Source organism: Richelia sinica FACHB-800 (genome assembly GCF_014698825.1).
Classification (GTDB): domain Bacteria; phylum Cyanobacteriota; class Cyanobacteriia; order Cyanobacteriales; family Nostocaceae; genus FACHB-800.
This window is the reverse complement of the sequence record NZ_JACJTT010000037.1, coordinates 38,373-53,178: the sequence shown is the minus strand read 5'-3', so window position 1 is coordinate 53,178 and position 14,806 is coordinate 38,373. Positions and strand designations below refer to the sequence as shown.

15 protein-coding genes are annotated in these 14,806 nt (G+C 37.8%); 5 read left to right on the top strand and 10 right to left on the bottom strand.

The features are described from left to right. Positions 1–39: 39 nt before the first annotated feature. The 6 genes from H6G73_RS19965 to H6G73_RS19940 all read right to left on the bottom strand — a co-directional run bounded on the left by H6G73_RS19965 (position 40) and on the right by H6G73_RS19940 (position 5,430). Positions 40–1,029 (bottom strand): phosphate/phosphite/phosphonate ABC transporter substrate-binding protein, encoded by a 990-nt coding sequence (locus H6G73_RS19965; RefSeq protein WP_190607642.1) that lies wholly within the window; start codon positions 1,027–1,029, stop codon positions 40–42. A gap of 44 nt (positions 1,030–1,073) precedes the next feature. Further along, complete coding sequence (locus H6G73_RS19960; protein ID WP_190607640.1) at positions 1,074–3,191, bottom strand: NERD domain-containing protein; 2,118 nt, start codon at positions 3,189–3,191, stop codon at positions 1,074–1,076. Between the two features lie 313 nt (positions 3,192–3,504). Continuing rightward, positions 3,505–4,101 carry a hypothetical protein gene (locus tag H6G73_RS19955; RefSeq protein WP_190607639.1) on the bottom strand — a complete coding sequence of 199 codons (597 nt, stop codon included), beginning with the start codon at positions 4,099–4,101 and terminating at the stop codon, positions 3,505–3,507. Further along, positions 4,101–4,850 carry a hypothetical protein gene (locus tag H6G73_RS19950; RefSeq protein WP_190607637.1) on the bottom strand — a complete coding sequence of 250 codons (750 nt, stop codon included), beginning with the start codon at positions 4,848–4,850 and terminating at the stop codon, positions 4,101–4,103. Before H6G73_RS19950 ends, H6G73_RS19955 begins: the two co-directional genes overlap by 1 nt. Positions 4,851–4,881: 31 nt before the next feature. Continuing rightward, the gene (locus H6G73_RS19945) at positions 4,882–5,196 is read right to left on the bottom strand and encodes a hypothetical protein (RefSeq protein WP_190607635.1); all 315 of its coding nucleotides are present in this window, start codon (positions 5,194–5,196) and stop codon (positions 4,882–4,884) included. 3 nt (positions 5,197–5,199) lie between these two features. After that, positions 5,200–5,430: a helix-turn-helix domain-containing protein gene (locus H6G73_RS19940; RefSeq protein WP_190607633.1), complete on the bottom strand. Its 231-nt coding sequence runs from the start codon at positions 5,428–5,430 to the stop codon at positions 5,200–5,202. 431 nt (positions 5,431–5,861) lie between these two features. Here H6G73_RS19940 and H6G73_RS19935 point away from each other — a divergent pair, with 431 nt between their 5' ends. The 4 genes from H6G73_RS19935 to H6G73_RS19920 all read left to right on the top strand — a co-directional run bounded on the left by H6G73_RS19935 (position 5,862) and on the right by H6G73_RS19920 (position 11,358). Continuing rightward, positions 5,862–6,245, top strand: a complete 384-nt coding sequence (locus H6G73_RS19935) for a hypothetical protein (RefSeq protein ID WP_190607653.1) — start codon at positions 5,862–5,864, stop codon at positions 6,243–6,245. A gap of 417 nt (positions 6,246–6,662) precedes the next feature. Then, the gene (locus H6G73_RS19930; protein ID WP_190607631.1) at positions 6,663–9,389 is read left to right on the top strand and encodes a calcium-binding protein; all 2,727 of its coding nucleotides are present in this window, start codon (positions 6,663–6,665) and stop codon (positions 9,387–9,389) included. A 418-nt stretch (positions 9,390–9,807) separates the two neighbouring features. Continuing rightward, complete coding sequence (locus tag H6G73_RS19925; RefSeq protein ID WP_190607629.1) at positions 9,808–10,359, top strand: hypothetical protein; 552 nt, start codon at positions 9,808–9,810, stop codon at positions 10,357–10,359. Between the two features lie 177 nt (positions 10,360–10,536). Beyond that, the gene (locus H6G73_RS19920) at positions 10,537–11,358 is read left to right on the top strand and encodes a DUF4351 domain-containing protein (RefSeq protein ID WP_190607627.1); all 822 of its coding nucleotides are present in this window, start codon (positions 10,537–10,539) and stop codon (positions 11,356–11,358) included. Between the two features lie 34 nt (positions 11,359–11,392). On the opposite strand, the gene H6G73_RS19915 is transcribed toward H6G73_RS19920, so the two are convergent. Further along, positions 11,393–12,358, bottom strand: coding sequence for a tyrosine-type recombinase/integrase (locus H6G73_RS19915; protein WP_190607625.1), 966 nt, complete (start codon positions 12,356–12,358; stop codon positions 11,393–11,395). Positions 12,359–12,488: 130 nt separating this feature from the next. Here H6G73_RS19915 and H6G73_RS19910 point away from each other — a divergent pair, with 130 nt between their 5' ends. Continuing rightward, positions 12,489–12,842, top strand: coding sequence for a hypothetical protein (locus H6G73_RS19910; protein WP_190607624.1), 354 nt, complete (start codon positions 12,489–12,491; stop codon positions 12,840–12,842). Positions 12,843–12,923: 81 nt separating this feature from the next. On the opposite strand, the gene H6G73_RS19905 is transcribed toward H6G73_RS19910, so the two are convergent. The 3 genes from H6G73_RS19905 to H6G73_RS19895 all read right to left on the bottom strand — a co-directional run bounded on the left by H6G73_RS19905 (position 12,924) and on the right by H6G73_RS19895 (position 14,351). Further along, positions 12,924–13,133, bottom strand: coding sequence for a hypothetical protein (locus H6G73_RS19905; protein WP_190607622.1), 210 nt, complete (start codon positions 13,131–13,133; stop codon positions 12,924–12,926). Between the two features lie 55 nt (positions 13,134–13,188). Further along, complete coding sequence (locus tag H6G73_RS19900) at positions 13,189–13,641, bottom strand: hypothetical protein (RefSeq protein ID WP_190607621.1); 453 nt, start codon at positions 13,639–13,641, stop codon at positions 13,189–13,191. 62 nt (positions 13,642–13,703) lie between these two features. After that, complete coding sequence (locus H6G73_RS19895; protein WP_190607619.1) at positions 13,704–14,351, bottom strand: pilus assembly FimT family protein; 648 nt, start codon at positions 14,349–14,351, stop codon at positions 13,704–13,706. Positions 14,352–14,806: the final 455 nt, after the last annotated feature.

The window sequence follows — 14,806 nt, the reverse complement described above, 5'->3', positions numbered from 1 at the left end:
AAAGGAATTTATAATCACAACTTAACTAATATATTTTAATTATTCGCCCAAAATTACCATATTTTGGGCTATTTTTATCTGATTTTTCTTAACATTCAACATTTCTGCATCAGGACAATAAAAATTAACAGAAGCTACAGAATTTTCTTTGGGAAATTTTGCACATTTTAAAACTTGCTCGGTTCTTTCAGAAATTTTAATTAACTGTGAATAATCAGCTTCTTCCCCAGCACCATAATTAGCATCTTTTCTAATGTTAGCTGGGGCGTTTAATAATACTTGTATAATTGTTTGACGGTCAGATTCAGAAAGGTTAGGAGACAAATAAACATTACCGCCAGGGATTTGTTTACTAAGATGAATAATCCTTAAATCTTTGTCATCCTTAACAGCTATATATGCCGCAGCACCTATATCAGCTTTTCCAGTTTTTACTAATTCTCTGATTTTAGATGATTTATGACCCATATTTACTTTCAGGGTTTTACCATATAAATCATAAGAAGCCATATAAAAACTAGATGCTGAATTAAAATCACCCATAGCAATAGTATGTGTTGGTTTTAAATCATTTAGAGATTTAATAGGACTATTAGCTTTTGTAAATAACGTAGCTTGGTAATATGGGGGACTATTGGGAAACATTCGGGCTGCAAAGGTATAACCATTATTTTTAGCAGCTATGGAAAGCATTGGTGATTGAGGAAAGGAAATATCCCACTCCTTATTAAGCATTCTTTTTCGAGCTTCTTCATAAGAAAGTTTTTCATCACCATCAATAACTATTTGGACTTTATTACCAAATTGCTGTTTAAGATAATCAGCTAATCCTTGATAGTATTTTGGAGGGCTGAGAATACCAATAGTTAAAGTGGTGGCTTGTAATTGTAATTCTGTACTGCCAGAAGCAGAAGATGTTGGGGAAGGTGTAGGTTTTGGGGGTTCTGTAGGACTACAACTGAATAAACCTAAGACTCCAACAAGTACAAGAAAGTTTATGAAATACCGACTGTTTCGATTTTTCAACATGAAAAATACCAAATATATGGTTAAAATTTTTAATTTAATCTGTGCTAATTCCAAGAGTTAGCTTGATTTTCTAGTGCCTGAATAGTAGTGGTTAAATTATCTAGTGTTGTGACTCTGTAAAATCTACTTATGTTGGACTGAATTCTATCATCAATACATGAACCATTTGGAAATACAACAACACCATATACAGGCTTTCTGGAAATACCTAGACTTCTATTGCTCATTACAGAATCACAGTAGGATTTTACCTGTTGGTAAGGATTTCTACCCCAGCATGACAAAATATTTAATCTTCTTCCTACCTTTTCACAAACCCATCCAGAGTTTCGTACATTATCAATAGGCTTAATTATTCCGGTATAAGATTTAGCTTCTAACACAATACAGCTTTTATTGGTTACAAGAAGAAAATCAGTAAACCTACTTCCCTGGTGACCACTTGCTACATCAAACTGTGTTTCAAGTCTGCTATCAGTAAAATTCTGTTTCAATAATTCCTGAATAGCAATTTCAAAGTCATTTAAAGGATGTCTACCCATATCTTCTTTAGCACGCGCAATTTCTTCAACTAAAGCCTCAGACTCGGCTTTTGCCTGTTCAGCACGCTTTTCTAGTAGCTTTTCTCTCTGTTCATATTCTCTGAGTGAATTTTGTAAACTTTCTAATTGAGTTTGAAGTTCTCGTTCCCTAGAATTTTGTTCATTTATTTGCTGTTCTAATCTTTGTACAGTTTCCTGGTAATTTTTTTCGTTTCTATGTAACTCTTCTAGTTGAGATTTAGCTAAACTACGGGCATTTTCAATTTCATTTATTTGTTGTTGTAAGTCCTGTAATTCATTATCTTTCTGTTCATTTTGTTGACTAGCTTGTAATTGTTTATTGTGAATAACTTGTAATTTTTGTGTTAATTGTTTTATATGATGCTCATATTCTTGTTTATGCTGTAAATTTTGTTGTGATTGTGCTTGAGCTTCTTTGAGTTCCTTTTGTAATTGGATAAAGTTAGCATTTGCTGATAAATTAGTGATTGAGGTCTTGAGTTTAATAATTTCACTTGCTAATTTCTTATTGGTAATATGCAAATTATTAGTTTCTTTTTCAAGTTCGCTACGCTCATCATCTCTTTGTTTTCGGAGCAATTGAAGTTCACTGACTCTTTCAGCTAATTGAATTTGTAAAATTTGGTTATTATTGATTAAATTTTGATTTCTTTCTTCTATTAACTCCAATTCCTGTTGAGCTAATTCAGCCTTTGTTTGAGCTAATTCAAGTTCCTGCTGTGCTTTTTCTTCCCTTTCTTTAGTTAACTCCAATTCCTGTTGAGCTAATTCAGCCTTTGTTTGAGCTAATTCAAGTTCCTGCTGTGCTTTTTCTTCCCTTTCTTTAGTTAACTCCAATTCCTGTTGAGTTAATTCAGCCTTTGTTTGAGCTAATTCAACTTCCTGTTGTGCTTTTTCTTCCCCAACCCGTTTTCTATAAAGAATAAACTCCAAACCACTCCAAATAAGCAAAGTAGCCCCAAAACAAGCTATGAGACTTGTGGTGTAAGTTTGAATCCTACTACTTCCAGAAAAAGGATTACTTATCAGTGTAATCAAATCCTCTTGAAATGTTGGCCTAACACCCCGAACATAGTAAACTCTGCCTATAACGCGACCTTGATTAGTAAAATTGGTAGCACTGCGTTCAGTAGCTCTGGAGTTGCTATAAGTCCACTGTGCAAAAATAGGTGGAGGATCAAGCAACACATCGTAAGGATGATTTTTTAATTGTTGTGGGTCGAGTGCTGCTTTCCAAGATAAGGATTTACCAGAGTCTTTACCAGAATAAGCAATAATTTTCTGTCCACTAGCATCTGTGACAATTAGCCCAAATAAACTATAATTACTATCTAATGTACGCTGTACTTCCTGGGGTTGCTTTTTGATTAAAGCGTAGGAAAGTTTAGTAGGTAATGTATGAGATAAAATATTAAAATCAACAGTTTGTACACGGAATATTGTTTGATTCCAATAACTGTTGTAACGGTCAAAAGTGACTGCACCACCAATACCAAAACTAACTAATCCTGTTGCCGTTAGTCTCGCCAATACTTTGACAATTGCGCCTTTGCTTTTACTGACTATTTGATTTGTTTGGGTATTTTTTATCTTAGACATTTGATGCTCCTGAAATTAATTAATAAATTAAAAATGTAGATGTTGCGATTACTTGATTCCGCTTAACTTTATTTCCCCTAAGAATTGACTGCTAATTCCTTAATTAATGAATTTACATTGAAATAACCAATATGCCATTACTTTTTTACCTCAAGAATTTAGCGAGATAGGGCAGGGCGATCGCATCCTCTTATCCCTTAAAAATTTAGTAGAGCAGTATAGCAATCCTACCCAATCTTGAAAAAATACGTAAATAAAAATCCTTTGAGGCCGCTTGAACTCTAACGTATTATTTAAGATTGCTATATCTATATTAGTAATCCACTGTTGAATAGCCATTTTTCAGTTCAAAACCAGGCTTATTCTGCAATGCCTCATCAATTAAGGTATCGTATTTATTGATATTTTCTGGTTTTAACCCTCTTAAATAACCAGAATTAATCGCACCACTTAGCCCAAGTTTAAAGTAATTAGAATTTACTAGTCTGCCTTGGTAAAATTCTTCGACTAACAAATCAAAGCGTCCCACTTGCCTAAAGCGAACTGTACTGCTTCTTTGCGTAACAAGTTGTACAGTCTCTCCTTTTATAGTTCTTTGTATAATGCTTCTCACTTCTCCTTTAAAATCAAATGTACCTCTATATCTATAACTTCTTGTGAAATTAATTGTTTTCCCTCCTCCGCCAAAAATTGGCATCATTAACATCAGAAAACTAGCAACTTGATTAATTGTTTTTTCTTCTATATATTTTTTTTCTTCTTCACTTAAATGTGGTGCTAGTTCATCCAACTTATCAATTGGATAACGAGGTTGAGCAATTGCTGGATAAAATAAAAGGCTAATCCAGACTTGACAAAATATTATTGAACTCAGGCTTATATAGGCAATTTTTTTTAAGTTAGTATTCATTATTTTTCACCTATTTTTGTTCTACGTGCATCAATAATAATAGTGCCATAAATATTGGTATCTTTCCCACCGCTTAATTGTAAAGCTCTTTTAATTTTTTCTTCTGAAGAGTTCATTATGGGACTATCCTCAAGTAAAAGAATTTGATCTCTTACGATAGGCGACATTGACATAGCTGTGAAAGTATTATTAAATCTTTGACGATCTCCTCCAAATTCATTGGTTATAAAAATTACTACTTTATGTCCTCTATTAACCACTGAGATTGCATACTGGGCAATATCTAAAATTTTGGCATCAGAAATTTTCAGTTTTGAATATTTTTGTAAGTCCAAGCATAAATCTTGAGAAAAAGGACATTTAGAGTTAATATTTATCCTCTGAAAAAAATATTTTACTGGCACAACTAATATTTTGCCCTTAGAAATATTTCCTTGAATATATGCTTCACTATCTTTAGTTTGATACCAAGTAACGATTGTATCTTGTTGTTTTGGCGATAATGTTCTAATGTAATCAGTTACTTTCCAGGCATCAGTTGATGATAAAGATTTTAAATCTATAGAAATAGGAAAACCTGTTTGGGCTGATAGCTCTAAGGCATTTCTTACAATTTGTCTAGCACTGAATTTTGATTTTGGTTTCTGTTGTTTAAAAGAATTGTGCAAGTCCGCATAACTGGTTTTATTATTTTGAGCATTACTTGAATTAGGTAATAATGTAATTACTATTAAACTAATAGCTAACACTGCTGCCTGGATTCCTTTAAATGTCTTGTAACTAATCTTCATTGCATTCTTTTTTTGAAAGTTTACTAACGTTCTTGAGAATAGCGATCGCTCTCATGCGACTACTAGCAAAAGTCCAATCATCAGGATGTAGTTGAAATAGTAATACTTGCAAACCGCCGTTATCCTGGTCAGCAATGAGGTATGAATCATAAATAGCCTCAGTGCTACGGGCTGGGAGGTGTAAATCTTCAATATTTAAAAGTTGAGCAACAGCGTTATAACCCAGCTTTTGAAACAGGGCTGCAATTTTGTCAGGACTACCAATAGTTTTTAAATCATCTAATTGCAATAAACGCTCTGGCATTTTTTAATTACCTAAATACTTCTCTAGCAGTTCCTTACCCTGTTCCCCCATCTCCTCAAGCCTCTGCTGAATTAATTTCATAGCAATTGGTGAAGGTTGAGAACGTCCATTTTCCCAGCGATTAATAGTGCTATAGGTGACACCTAAACTAGCTGCAAATTGTTCTTGTGTCAGTCCAGTCAGCAGCCTCAGTTCCCGAATCAGCCCCCCAACGGGTTGTTTGACTTTTAACATCTGGGTTGCCTGATGTAGCAAGTGATATATCAACTAACATATTAAATTCACTTAAACACAGTTGTAAATAGAGAGGCTAGCTTATGTTTTGTTTAGTTTCTTTGTTTAACAAAGAATTAATGTAATAAAACTTCAGTAAATACCCCAGCGAATACAATATGCTCAGGCAATCACAGCAACTGAGTTGAATATTGTTGTTTCGTGTTAGATTCACAACAAAGTCATACAAGCACCAAATATAGAAGGTTTCAATATTTCCTTACTTCTTTGCTATGCAGCTATGTTATACCGTAAATATACAGGGTTGCCTCTTTATCAAAACTTCACGTTATATTTGAAAATTCTTAGAGGAAACCAAATTTACCTCTGTGCAAATGATTGCGGAAAGCGATCGCCTAGCTAACCTGTTGACTTATATAAAAATTGATATTATGCCTAAAATACCCGAATGTAGTCGCTGTCTCCTTTATTCACACAATCCCCACCTTGTCTGCGCTGTTCATCCTGATGGTGTGACTGGTGATAGTTGCATGGATTTTAGAGAAGACCCCAAGGCCGAACCTGTAGAACTGTGGCAACCAGAGGGCGCAAGATATATTGGTGATGAACTGGTGCTGGAATGCACCTTTTACAACGGTGAAGAAATCATTCAACCGAAGCAACGCTGGACACGAGAAGAACAATTAGAGTTGATTGACTGGCATCCATTATTTACCGGGAAATGTCCCCAGTGCGGCGCGGAATTCATTCGTGATTATGTCTCGCGGGTGCATTGGGATTGTGACCAGTGCGGCTGGATGGACGATACTATTTGATTCATGGGGAATTTACCAGTAAACGATTGACAGTAAATCAGAGTAAAAACGTATTCACATAAAACATAAATATTGTAGGCAGATTAAATCAAGCGCAGCAAACAGAAAATTTATTCTCTTCACTTTGTCGGTCAATAATTTACCAACAACTTTCAGGTAAAACCTCTGCTGCTATTCACAAAGTTGCAGATGGAATAATTCTTAGGGGAAATTTTTATTGGGCGATCGCTACACAGATATGTCTGTTGCTCTCCTAAATTAACTTTATGTATAGCGTATTTAAATTTACTATAAATTTATTAAGATACATTAAGAATTTCCAGACCAATCAATTTAATATAAAATCAAGCGTTTCTGCTCGTATAGTTCGCAATCCTGCGAAAGATAATATTTCACGACCTTTTTAAAAGAATTCACATGGCTAATTTATTGGGCAGCAACATTAACGATATCCTGAACGGTACTATTAGCAACGATAGTATCTTTGCCTTTGATGGTAATGACGCTTTGAATGGTAGTGATGGTGATGACTACCTTGATGGAGGAAATGGTAATGACACTCTTAACGGAGGAAATGGCAATGATACCCTCGTAGGTGCTGATGGAAATGACCTGTTTCAAGGAAGCAGCGGGAATGATACTGTAAATGGTGGTCTAGGCAGCGATACTGCTGATTACAGTCAACTAAATACAAGCATCACTCTCAGACCGACAGGGGTTTTGAATAAAGGTGTTTTTGGTACAGATCAACTGGTAGGAATAGAGAGAATTATTGCTAATTCTAGTGTTGCAAATAACACGATTGATGCCTCTACAGCAGTTGGCGCATCTATTACTGTCAATCTACAAACCCAATCTTTAGCTGTAAATGGTGTTCCTGGTGTTGGATCATTTACTGTGGTGAACTTTGATGATGTCAAAGGTACAAATTTAAATGACACCATCACTGGAGACAGCCAGAATAACCTTCTATCTGGCAATGATGGAAATGACCTGTTTCAAGGAAGCAGCGGGAATGATACTGTAAATGGTGGTCTAGGCAGTGATACTGCTGATTACAGTCAACTAAATACAAGCATCACTCTCAGACCGACAGGGGTTTTGAATAAAGGTGTTTTTGGTACAGATCAACTGGTAGGAATAGAGAGAATTATTGCTAATTCTAGTGTTGCAAATAACACGATTGATGCCTCTACAGCAGTTGGCGCATCTATTACTGTCAATCTACAAACCCAATCTTTAGCTGTAAATGGTGTTCCTGGTGTTGGATCATTTACTGTGGTGAACTTTAATAATGTAAAGGGTACTGCAAATGCTGATGTCATTATTGGTAACAATCTAGGAAATGAACTCATTGGTGGTGCTGGCGATGATGCCCTTTATGGCGAAGGAGGAGATGATCGTCTAATCGGTGAAGATGGTAATGACACAGTTGTTGACGGTGATGGAAACGATACCGTTTTCGGTAGTAACGGTAACGATACAATCGTCGTCGGTACTGGTAACAACTCCATTGATGGAGGGGCTGGTATAGATATCGTCAACTATATCAATTCTGCTGATCCTATGCGAATTGATTTACTAAATGGAGCAACTACATCTTTTATCAATCTCGCTCGACGTGATACCTTACTCAACATTGAGAATGCAGTTGGAACAGTAGGAAATGATACATTTGTTGGAAATGCCAGCAATAACACGCTTGTAGGAGATCGTGGTAACGACACTTTTATTTCCAGCACTGGTATTGATACGTTTGAAGGTGGTGAAGGCTCAGACAGCGCAGACTACAGCAATCTAGGACAAGCCATTACCTTGCTGACTCAAGGAGAACTATCTAAAGGAACATCTGGAAGAGATAAGTTAATCGGTGTGGAGCGCATTGTTGGATCTGTTGGTCAGGCAAATGCGATTGATGCATCTGCTGCAACAGGTAATGTTTCAATTGTAGCTGATCTTATAGGCAATCGTCTTACAGTCAACAATGTTCCAAATCTTGTTCCCCTCACTGTAGAGAACTTCACTCAAGTAACAGGAACTATCAATGCTGACACAATTTTTGGGAACAGTGTCAATAATGTGTTGAGTGGTAATGGAGGAAACGATTCAATTTTTGGTGCAGGCGGTAGCGATCAAATCTTTGGCAATGATGGTGACGATACACTTAACGGCAATGATGGCAATGACTTTCTGTATGGAAATGCTGGTAGTGATCGCATTTTTGGCGATGTAGGTAATGATTTGCTCAATGGTGGCGCAGGTAATGATAGTCTGTATGGCAATAGTGAGGATGACTCACTCTTTGGCGATGTAGGTAATGATTTACTCAATGGTGGCGCAGGTAGTGATAGTCTGTATGGCAATAGTGAGGATGACTCACTCTTTGGCGATGTAGGTAATGATTTACTCAATGGTGGCGCAGGTAGTGATAGTCTGTATGGCAATAGCGAGAATGACTCACTCTTTGGCGATATAGGTAATGATTTACTCAATGGTGGCGCAGGTAGTGATAGTCTGTATGGCAATAGTGAGGATGACTCACTCTTTGGCGATGTAGGTAATGATTTACTCAATGGTGGCGCAGGTAGTGATAGTCTGTATGGCAATAGCGAGAATGACTCACTCTTTGGCGATATAGGTAATGATTTACTCAATGGTGGCGCAGGTAGTGATAGTCTGTATGGCAATAGTGAGGATGACTCACTCTTTGGCGATGTAGGTAATGATTTACTCAATGGTGGCGCAGGTAATGATAGTCTGTATGGCAATAGCGAGAATGACTCACTCTTTGGCGATGTAGGTAATGATTTGCTCAATGGTGGCGCAGGTAGTGATAGTCTGTATGGCAATAGCGAGAATGACTCACTCTTTGGCGATGTAGGTAATGATTTACTCAATGGTGGTACTGGAGCAGATACATTTGTCTTCAACTCACTATTTGAAGGTATTGACATCATAAAAGACTTTAACCAGATAGATGGTGACAAAATCCAAGTTTCTAGAGTTGGATTTGGTGCTTCCTCCCTCAGCCAGTTTAGTTACAACAACATTACTGGTGCGTTATCCTTCCAGAGTAATCAATTCGCTACTATTGAAAACAAGCCTCTTAACTTCGCTGTCTTACTAGATATTGTGCTGGTTTAATAGCTTGTTGTATAGCAATCATATTGGGGATTGAGCCAAGATGTGCGACGTAAAAGTTGTGCATAGAGGCAGTAGCCCATTTTACTGAGGGGCCGTTTTCTGCTGAGGTTCCTTCCCCTCAGTCCCTACATAAAAGGGTCACATCAGTAGTCAGTAATGAATATGGCTCCTTAGCCGACGTTAACAACTATGGAAATTAAGGATAAAAAGGATTGTCATAAAATGATTTGCTGTACTTCTTTGTACGCAACAGTATGATAGATAATGAGAAAACAAGCTTTGTCAAATCCCATCCTATTTTTTTGTGCTTATCTCGAAAACATTGCATTGATGCACTCGGCTCAACTATTAAAACCTCTCCTTAAAATTCTTGGGGGAAACTTTGGGTTTATAATGGTCGATATCAATTATAGATATCATGACTATCAACAAGACCCCACCCAGCGAAATGATTCGCGTGCCTACTGTACTAATTCCCGTAGTACGCCAATTAGCAAAAATCCACCGCGAAGGACACACAACTGCACTGCTGCAAGCATTACAGGAATTGATAGCACAATTTGATAGCAGTGCGGAACTGGGAGCAACCACCGAATTACAGCAGGTAGAGGAGAAACTAGAATCGCTGGAAACCCACCTTTCCCAACAAGATGAACTGCTGGCCTCTAAGTTGGAAATCGTTGCTAAACACTTAGAGAAAATAGAGCGATCGCTTGCTTCTGGCAAATACAGTAACAACAGACCCCGGCGTTCAGGGTATCCATATCAGTATCAACAAGCAGTAGAAATCAGCGCCTTCCCCAATGACAATTTAGCTCAGAGATTAGGCGTTACCCCCCATAGTTTAACTACAGAGCGGGAAACCAAGAGTGAACAGGAATTTATTAGCTGGTCTAGGAATCGTGACCCAAGTGGGTTGGGGTGGAAATTTCAGCCTAAAGATGGGTTGTATTATCCGGTGAGGCAGTAGAAATTAGCTAGGTGCTAATCGTACCATTTATTTCATTTAAACAAAGACTCAAAGCTTGCTTTAAACCCACTTAATGCTCATCATCAATGATGATTAATTAATAAAATTAACGCTCTTTATTTTACCTAATACCAGTATAATATCTATTAAATAACTATCTTTAAATTAATTACTAAATTGAGCTACGATAACGCTTGTAAATTTTTATCTGAACAGTATCCCGCCGAATTTATCCGGTGGTTGTTGGCAACAGAACCACAGCAAGTAGAAATTCTAAAAACCGAACTAACATTAGAACCAATTCGCGCTGATTCTGTAACTTTCCTGAAAGCAGATAACCGAATCATGCACTTGGAATTTCAAACCTTACCTAAATCCAAAACTCCACTGAATTTTCGCATGTTGGATTATTCTGTGAGGTTGAAGCGCCAATATAAATCTCCTGTAACCCAGGTGTTGATATTTTTACAAGAAACTGATAACAAAGTAGCTTTTACTGAAGAATTTAGAGATGAAACAACTATACATCACTACCGTGTGATTAGGATGTGGGAACAAGACTCAGCAATGTTTTTGCAGAATTCAGCATTATTACCACTTGCTCCACTGACCCGCACCGATTCACCGTCTAAATTACTAGGGCAGGTTGCTGAAAAAATTGCTAAAATTCCTAACAGGGATGAAAGACAGAATATAGCAGGGTGTGCAGAGATTCTAGCAGGTTTAAAATTTGAAAAAGATGTTATTCGTCAATTTTTACGTGAGGATATTATGCAAGAGTCAGTAATTTATCAGGATATTTTACAAAAGGGCAAAAAAGAAGAGGCTATAATATGGATTAGCAGTTTTCTAAATTATCGCTTTGGTGAAATTAATTCATCACTAATAGAAGAAATTCAGGTTTTGCCCTTACCAAAGTTAGAAGCCATGAGAAATGTTTTATTTGATTTTTCTACCTTAGCAGATTTACAAGCTTGGCTAAAAGAACAAGGAGATTAATTGTCAGTTGTTAATTGCTAAGTGAGATGTCCTTCTATTTTCTTCTCGGCACACTAATAAACTGCACCGCTTGACGCTTGGTTTCTTCACCCCGACGGTCATATCTTGATGTTAACTCTGGTGAAGTGTGACCCGCTAACCGTTGCACTGTGACAATATCTACACCAGAATCTAACAACTCAGATATAAAAGTTCTGCGGAAATCATGGGCTGAGAAATTCTCTACTCCAGATTCTTGACCACGCTTGTCTAAAATAAATAATACCGCTTGGGGTGTCAGCCGTCTCAAAGTCACCGCCCCAGCTTTATTGATATGGCATAACAAGGGGCCTGGCTCCCTACCGCGCACTTCCAACCAATCTTGCACCGCTGTCAAGGCTGCATCTGGTAGGTAAACTGTGCGGTCTTTACCCCCCTTAGCTGCATATATTTTGACGCTGCTAGAGTGCAAGTCACTCAAATTTAACTTCACCACTTCCCCCCGGCGCAAACCTGCACCCCGCAAAATAGCTATTAATGCCGCATCTCTGTAACCAATAGGGGTAGGGTCAGCAAAACATACTTGCATTAAGGCATTAATTTCTCCTGCTGATAAACAACGCCCCTGTAACTCCTTGGAAACTTTGACATTAGCAATATCCACCGCGCGGGCGAAGTCTCTCGCATCCATGAATTCCAGCCGCAAAGCTTCTTTCAAAACCCTCCTTAGTGCAGCCAGCATTTTATTGGCCGTAGCTGGTGCGTATCTCTCCATTAGTATACTACGTAATGCTGCTGTGTGCTTATATCTGAGCGCAGCCCAATCAAGAGTAAGCGCATCGCACTGATTACTGGTTAAGGTTCGAGCGATCGCATCAAGAGCTTGTCTCATTGCCGGACGAGAACCGGGGGACAGGCTGGAAAGATACACGGCGGCGGGGTGTTCAGTCAGAGGTAGGGGAGCAGTTAAGGCTAGGGAACTGACTGCACTTATTTCACCTATTTCGGTAGACTCACTCATTTACTTATCTGAATGCACCTTCTGGCAAGTTATATTCTGATAAGTAATATTTTACCGCTATCCCTTACGAAAATTTTGCCCCCTAATCACCGCTGGTTTTACACTATGAACAATTGCGTTCCTCACCCTCATGAAAATCTTAAATTTCTTCAAACCCAAACCAGCCCAACCAACTATCGACAGCTACGGGCAATCAAGCAGTGGTGTTGAGCCAGAACAGATGCAATTGGTAATGGAATGGTTGTTTGCAAGTCTTTTGAATGCGGGTTACTTTGGTAAGTCCCATCTAATTTGGCATAACAGCGATCGCCTAGACCCCAGCCTAGAGCAAACGATTAAAAAAGTGATGAAGCGGGACGAGCCAGTTTTTTTGTACCGCTGTGGTGCTAGTGTGTCACCACTACCCACTGGGTATTACTGGCGGATGATGGACGAACACCCATCTATGAGGATCTATCAACTAGAAGTTAAGCCAGAACGTTGATGATATTATCTCTGCAAGAATACAACTACAGCGATCGCTCTGCCAATTCCCCTAGTTGCACCAGTAACGATAGCAACTTTTTTACTCATTTTCCCATACCTGCATAAATTTCTCCCATTCCTCATCAGTTTCTGGGGGTTTATTCTGCACCATTCCCACAATGCGCGTTAACTTCCTGGCCTCTTGTTGAGTTTCACCGAGTGCCATCAGTTCAAGTTCTAAATCGGGTTCATAGCCCTGTGCTACTAGCTGGGCATATTCGGTATCTGTCATGTTGAGGTCGTGAATCATCGTTTCCCTTAAGAATTTTGCGGGGTTGTGGGGCGATCGCTAAATCAAAACCAAACTAATCTTGAGATTTCCAAGTCCGCAGTTTAGTTAGTGTAGGTTTATTAACATTTGCAAAATTGAGCCGATATTCGTTCATAGGTACACGCGAACCATTACCTTCACGAGTTACAACAATAAATGCTGTTTTATTGCGCGTATCTTTGGCAACTTTGTCAATGAAATTAAACTGTATGGGTTTTAACTCATTTAAAGTCCGTGGCTTTTTGAATCCTGGTTGAGAAAGACAAAAAATTACTCCGCCGTCTAGATATCTACCTGCATAAAACCAATAACTCTGTCCTTTGGATTGAAAATTTGATTGATAGAAAACAGTAAACCTATCATCTTCTTTTAATGATTGATTTTGTTGACAATTGTTGTCAATGTATTTTTCTTGGGCATAACTAGGAATTGAAAAACCCAAGGTTAAACTTAGAGTTAATATGGCTAATAATCTTTTTGTTTTCATAATTGTCTGTGTTTTGGATATAATTGGGTGATACAAACTCTCCACGATTCTTTGCACCACCGCTATTTACACTGATCATCTTTTTCTATTCGCATCCCTCCAATCAAACTTTCTATAATCACGCAACGTCTCAAGGTGCTAGCTTGATTAGTTCCTGACTTAGGTGAAGATACCATAATAATTAATGGTGTTACAGGGTCATTACCATTTATTTTTGACAAAGCTCCTAAATAATCAAAGGTAATTCTTCCAGATCCAGCTTGAGTATCGCGCACTTTTTTATCTGCAAAAGCTTTATTTTCAGATTCTATATTAGTGTATAAAAGAACTTGTTTGGGTTTGATTTCAATGTTTCTACCCAAATTTTGCCAACCAGAAATAGGGCGATTGTTGGTAGGATAAACTAAAAATTGGGGAATATTATTCTCTATTTTAAACTCAGCACTATAGCTAGTTTTGGTTCTTTTGGCTTCTGTTTGTGCAGTGCGGAGAGCAGACAAAATTCCATCATTAACTTGACCTAAACGCTGTCTATTACTGAAACCTAACCAGCTAGGGGCAATAATTGCTGATAACACACCAATCAGCAATACCGCAGTGAGAACTTCCAATAAGGTAAAGCCAATATCAAGGTTGTAGGGCTGATTTTTTTTAAAATAACTTATTAACAAGCTTCCTACATACTTAGGCTTGCCATCATTAGCAGTCATGAGCTAATCCTCTGATTGATAATTTTTAGCGAGATAAATAACCTTGTACTTCAATAATGACACTAGCTGTGGGGAAAAAGCATCTTGGCTTTTGCTGTATTTGGGCATCCGCCGAGGTATGTGCAAATTGGGACACGTTGTAAACAAATGTTACGGAACGTAGTTTAGTGATTTACTAACTTGCCCAAAAATGGTATAGGGACATTCAAATTTTTACACACTAAAATCAATTGTTCGCGCTATTCAGTCCTTATGAGAAGGTACTGCAAACTACCGAGAACGAAGCGTTAGCGTAGCTGCTTAGTCAGAGTTTACCTAAACTCCGTTCCTTATGAAAGACGCTCTTGCAGAAGTTGATCTATAAAAGAATATTTATGTATACTGGATTATGTGAAATGTATTCTAAGTATTATAAATAGTAACTTAGAATATATTAATTTTATTTTGTTACGGTC

What these genes read in the sequence shown, in the direction of transcription:
- H6G73_RS19965 (WP_190607642.1), bottom strand. Translation starts at nt 1,029, where the DNA reads ATGTTGAAAAATCGAAACAGTCGGTATTTCATAAACTTTCTTGTACTT.
- H6G73_RS19960 (WP_190607640.1), bottom strand. Translation starts at nt 3,191, where the DNA reads ATGTCTAAGATAAAAAATACCCAAACAAATCAAATAGTCAGTAAAAGC.
- H6G73_RS19955 (WP_190607639.1), bottom strand. Translation starts at nt 4,101, where the DNA reads ATGAATACTAACTTAAAAAAAATTGCCTATATAAGCCTGAGTTCAATA.
- H6G73_RS19945 (WP_190607635.1), bottom strand. Translation starts at nt 5,196, where the DNA reads ATGCCAGAGCGTTTATTGCAATTAGATGATTTAAAAACTATTGGTAGT.
- H6G73_RS19940 (WP_190607633.1), bottom strand. Translation starts at nt 5,430, where the DNA reads ATGTTAAAAGTCAAACAACCCGTTGGGGGGCTGATTCGGGAACTGAGG.
- H6G73_RS19935 (WP_190607653.1), top strand. Translation starts at nt 5,862, where the DNA reads ATGCCTAAAATACCCGAATGTAGTCGCTGTCTCCTTTATTCACACAAT.
- H6G73_RS19930 (WP_190607631.1), top strand. Translation starts at nt 6,663, where the DNA reads ATGGCTAATTTATTGGGCAGCAACATTAACGATATCCTGAACGGTACT.
- H6G73_RS19925 (WP_190607629.1), top strand. Translation starts at nt 9,808, where the DNA reads ATGACTATCAACAAGACCCCACCCAGCGAAATGATTCGCGTGCCTACT.
- H6G73_RS19915 (WP_190607625.1), bottom strand. Translation starts at nt 12,358, where the DNA reads ATGAGTGAGTCTACCGAAATAGGTGAAATAAGTGCAGTCAGTTCCCTA.
- H6G73_RS19910 (WP_190607624.1), top strand. Translation starts at nt 12,489, where the DNA reads ATGAAAATCTTAAATTTCTTCAAACCCAAACCAGCCCAACCAACTATC.
- H6G73_RS19905 (WP_190607622.1), bottom strand. Translation starts at nt 13,133, where the DNA reads ATGATTCACGACCTCAACATGACAGATACCGAATATGCCCAGCTAGTA.
- H6G73_RS19900 (WP_190607621.1), bottom strand. Translation starts at nt 13,641, where the DNA reads ATGAAAACAAAAAGATTATTAGCCATATTAACTCTAAGTTTAACCTTG.
- H6G73_RS19895 (WP_190607619.1), bottom strand. Translation starts at nt 14,351, where the DNA reads ATGACTGCTAATGATGGCAAGCCTAAGTATGTAGGAAGCTTGTTAATA.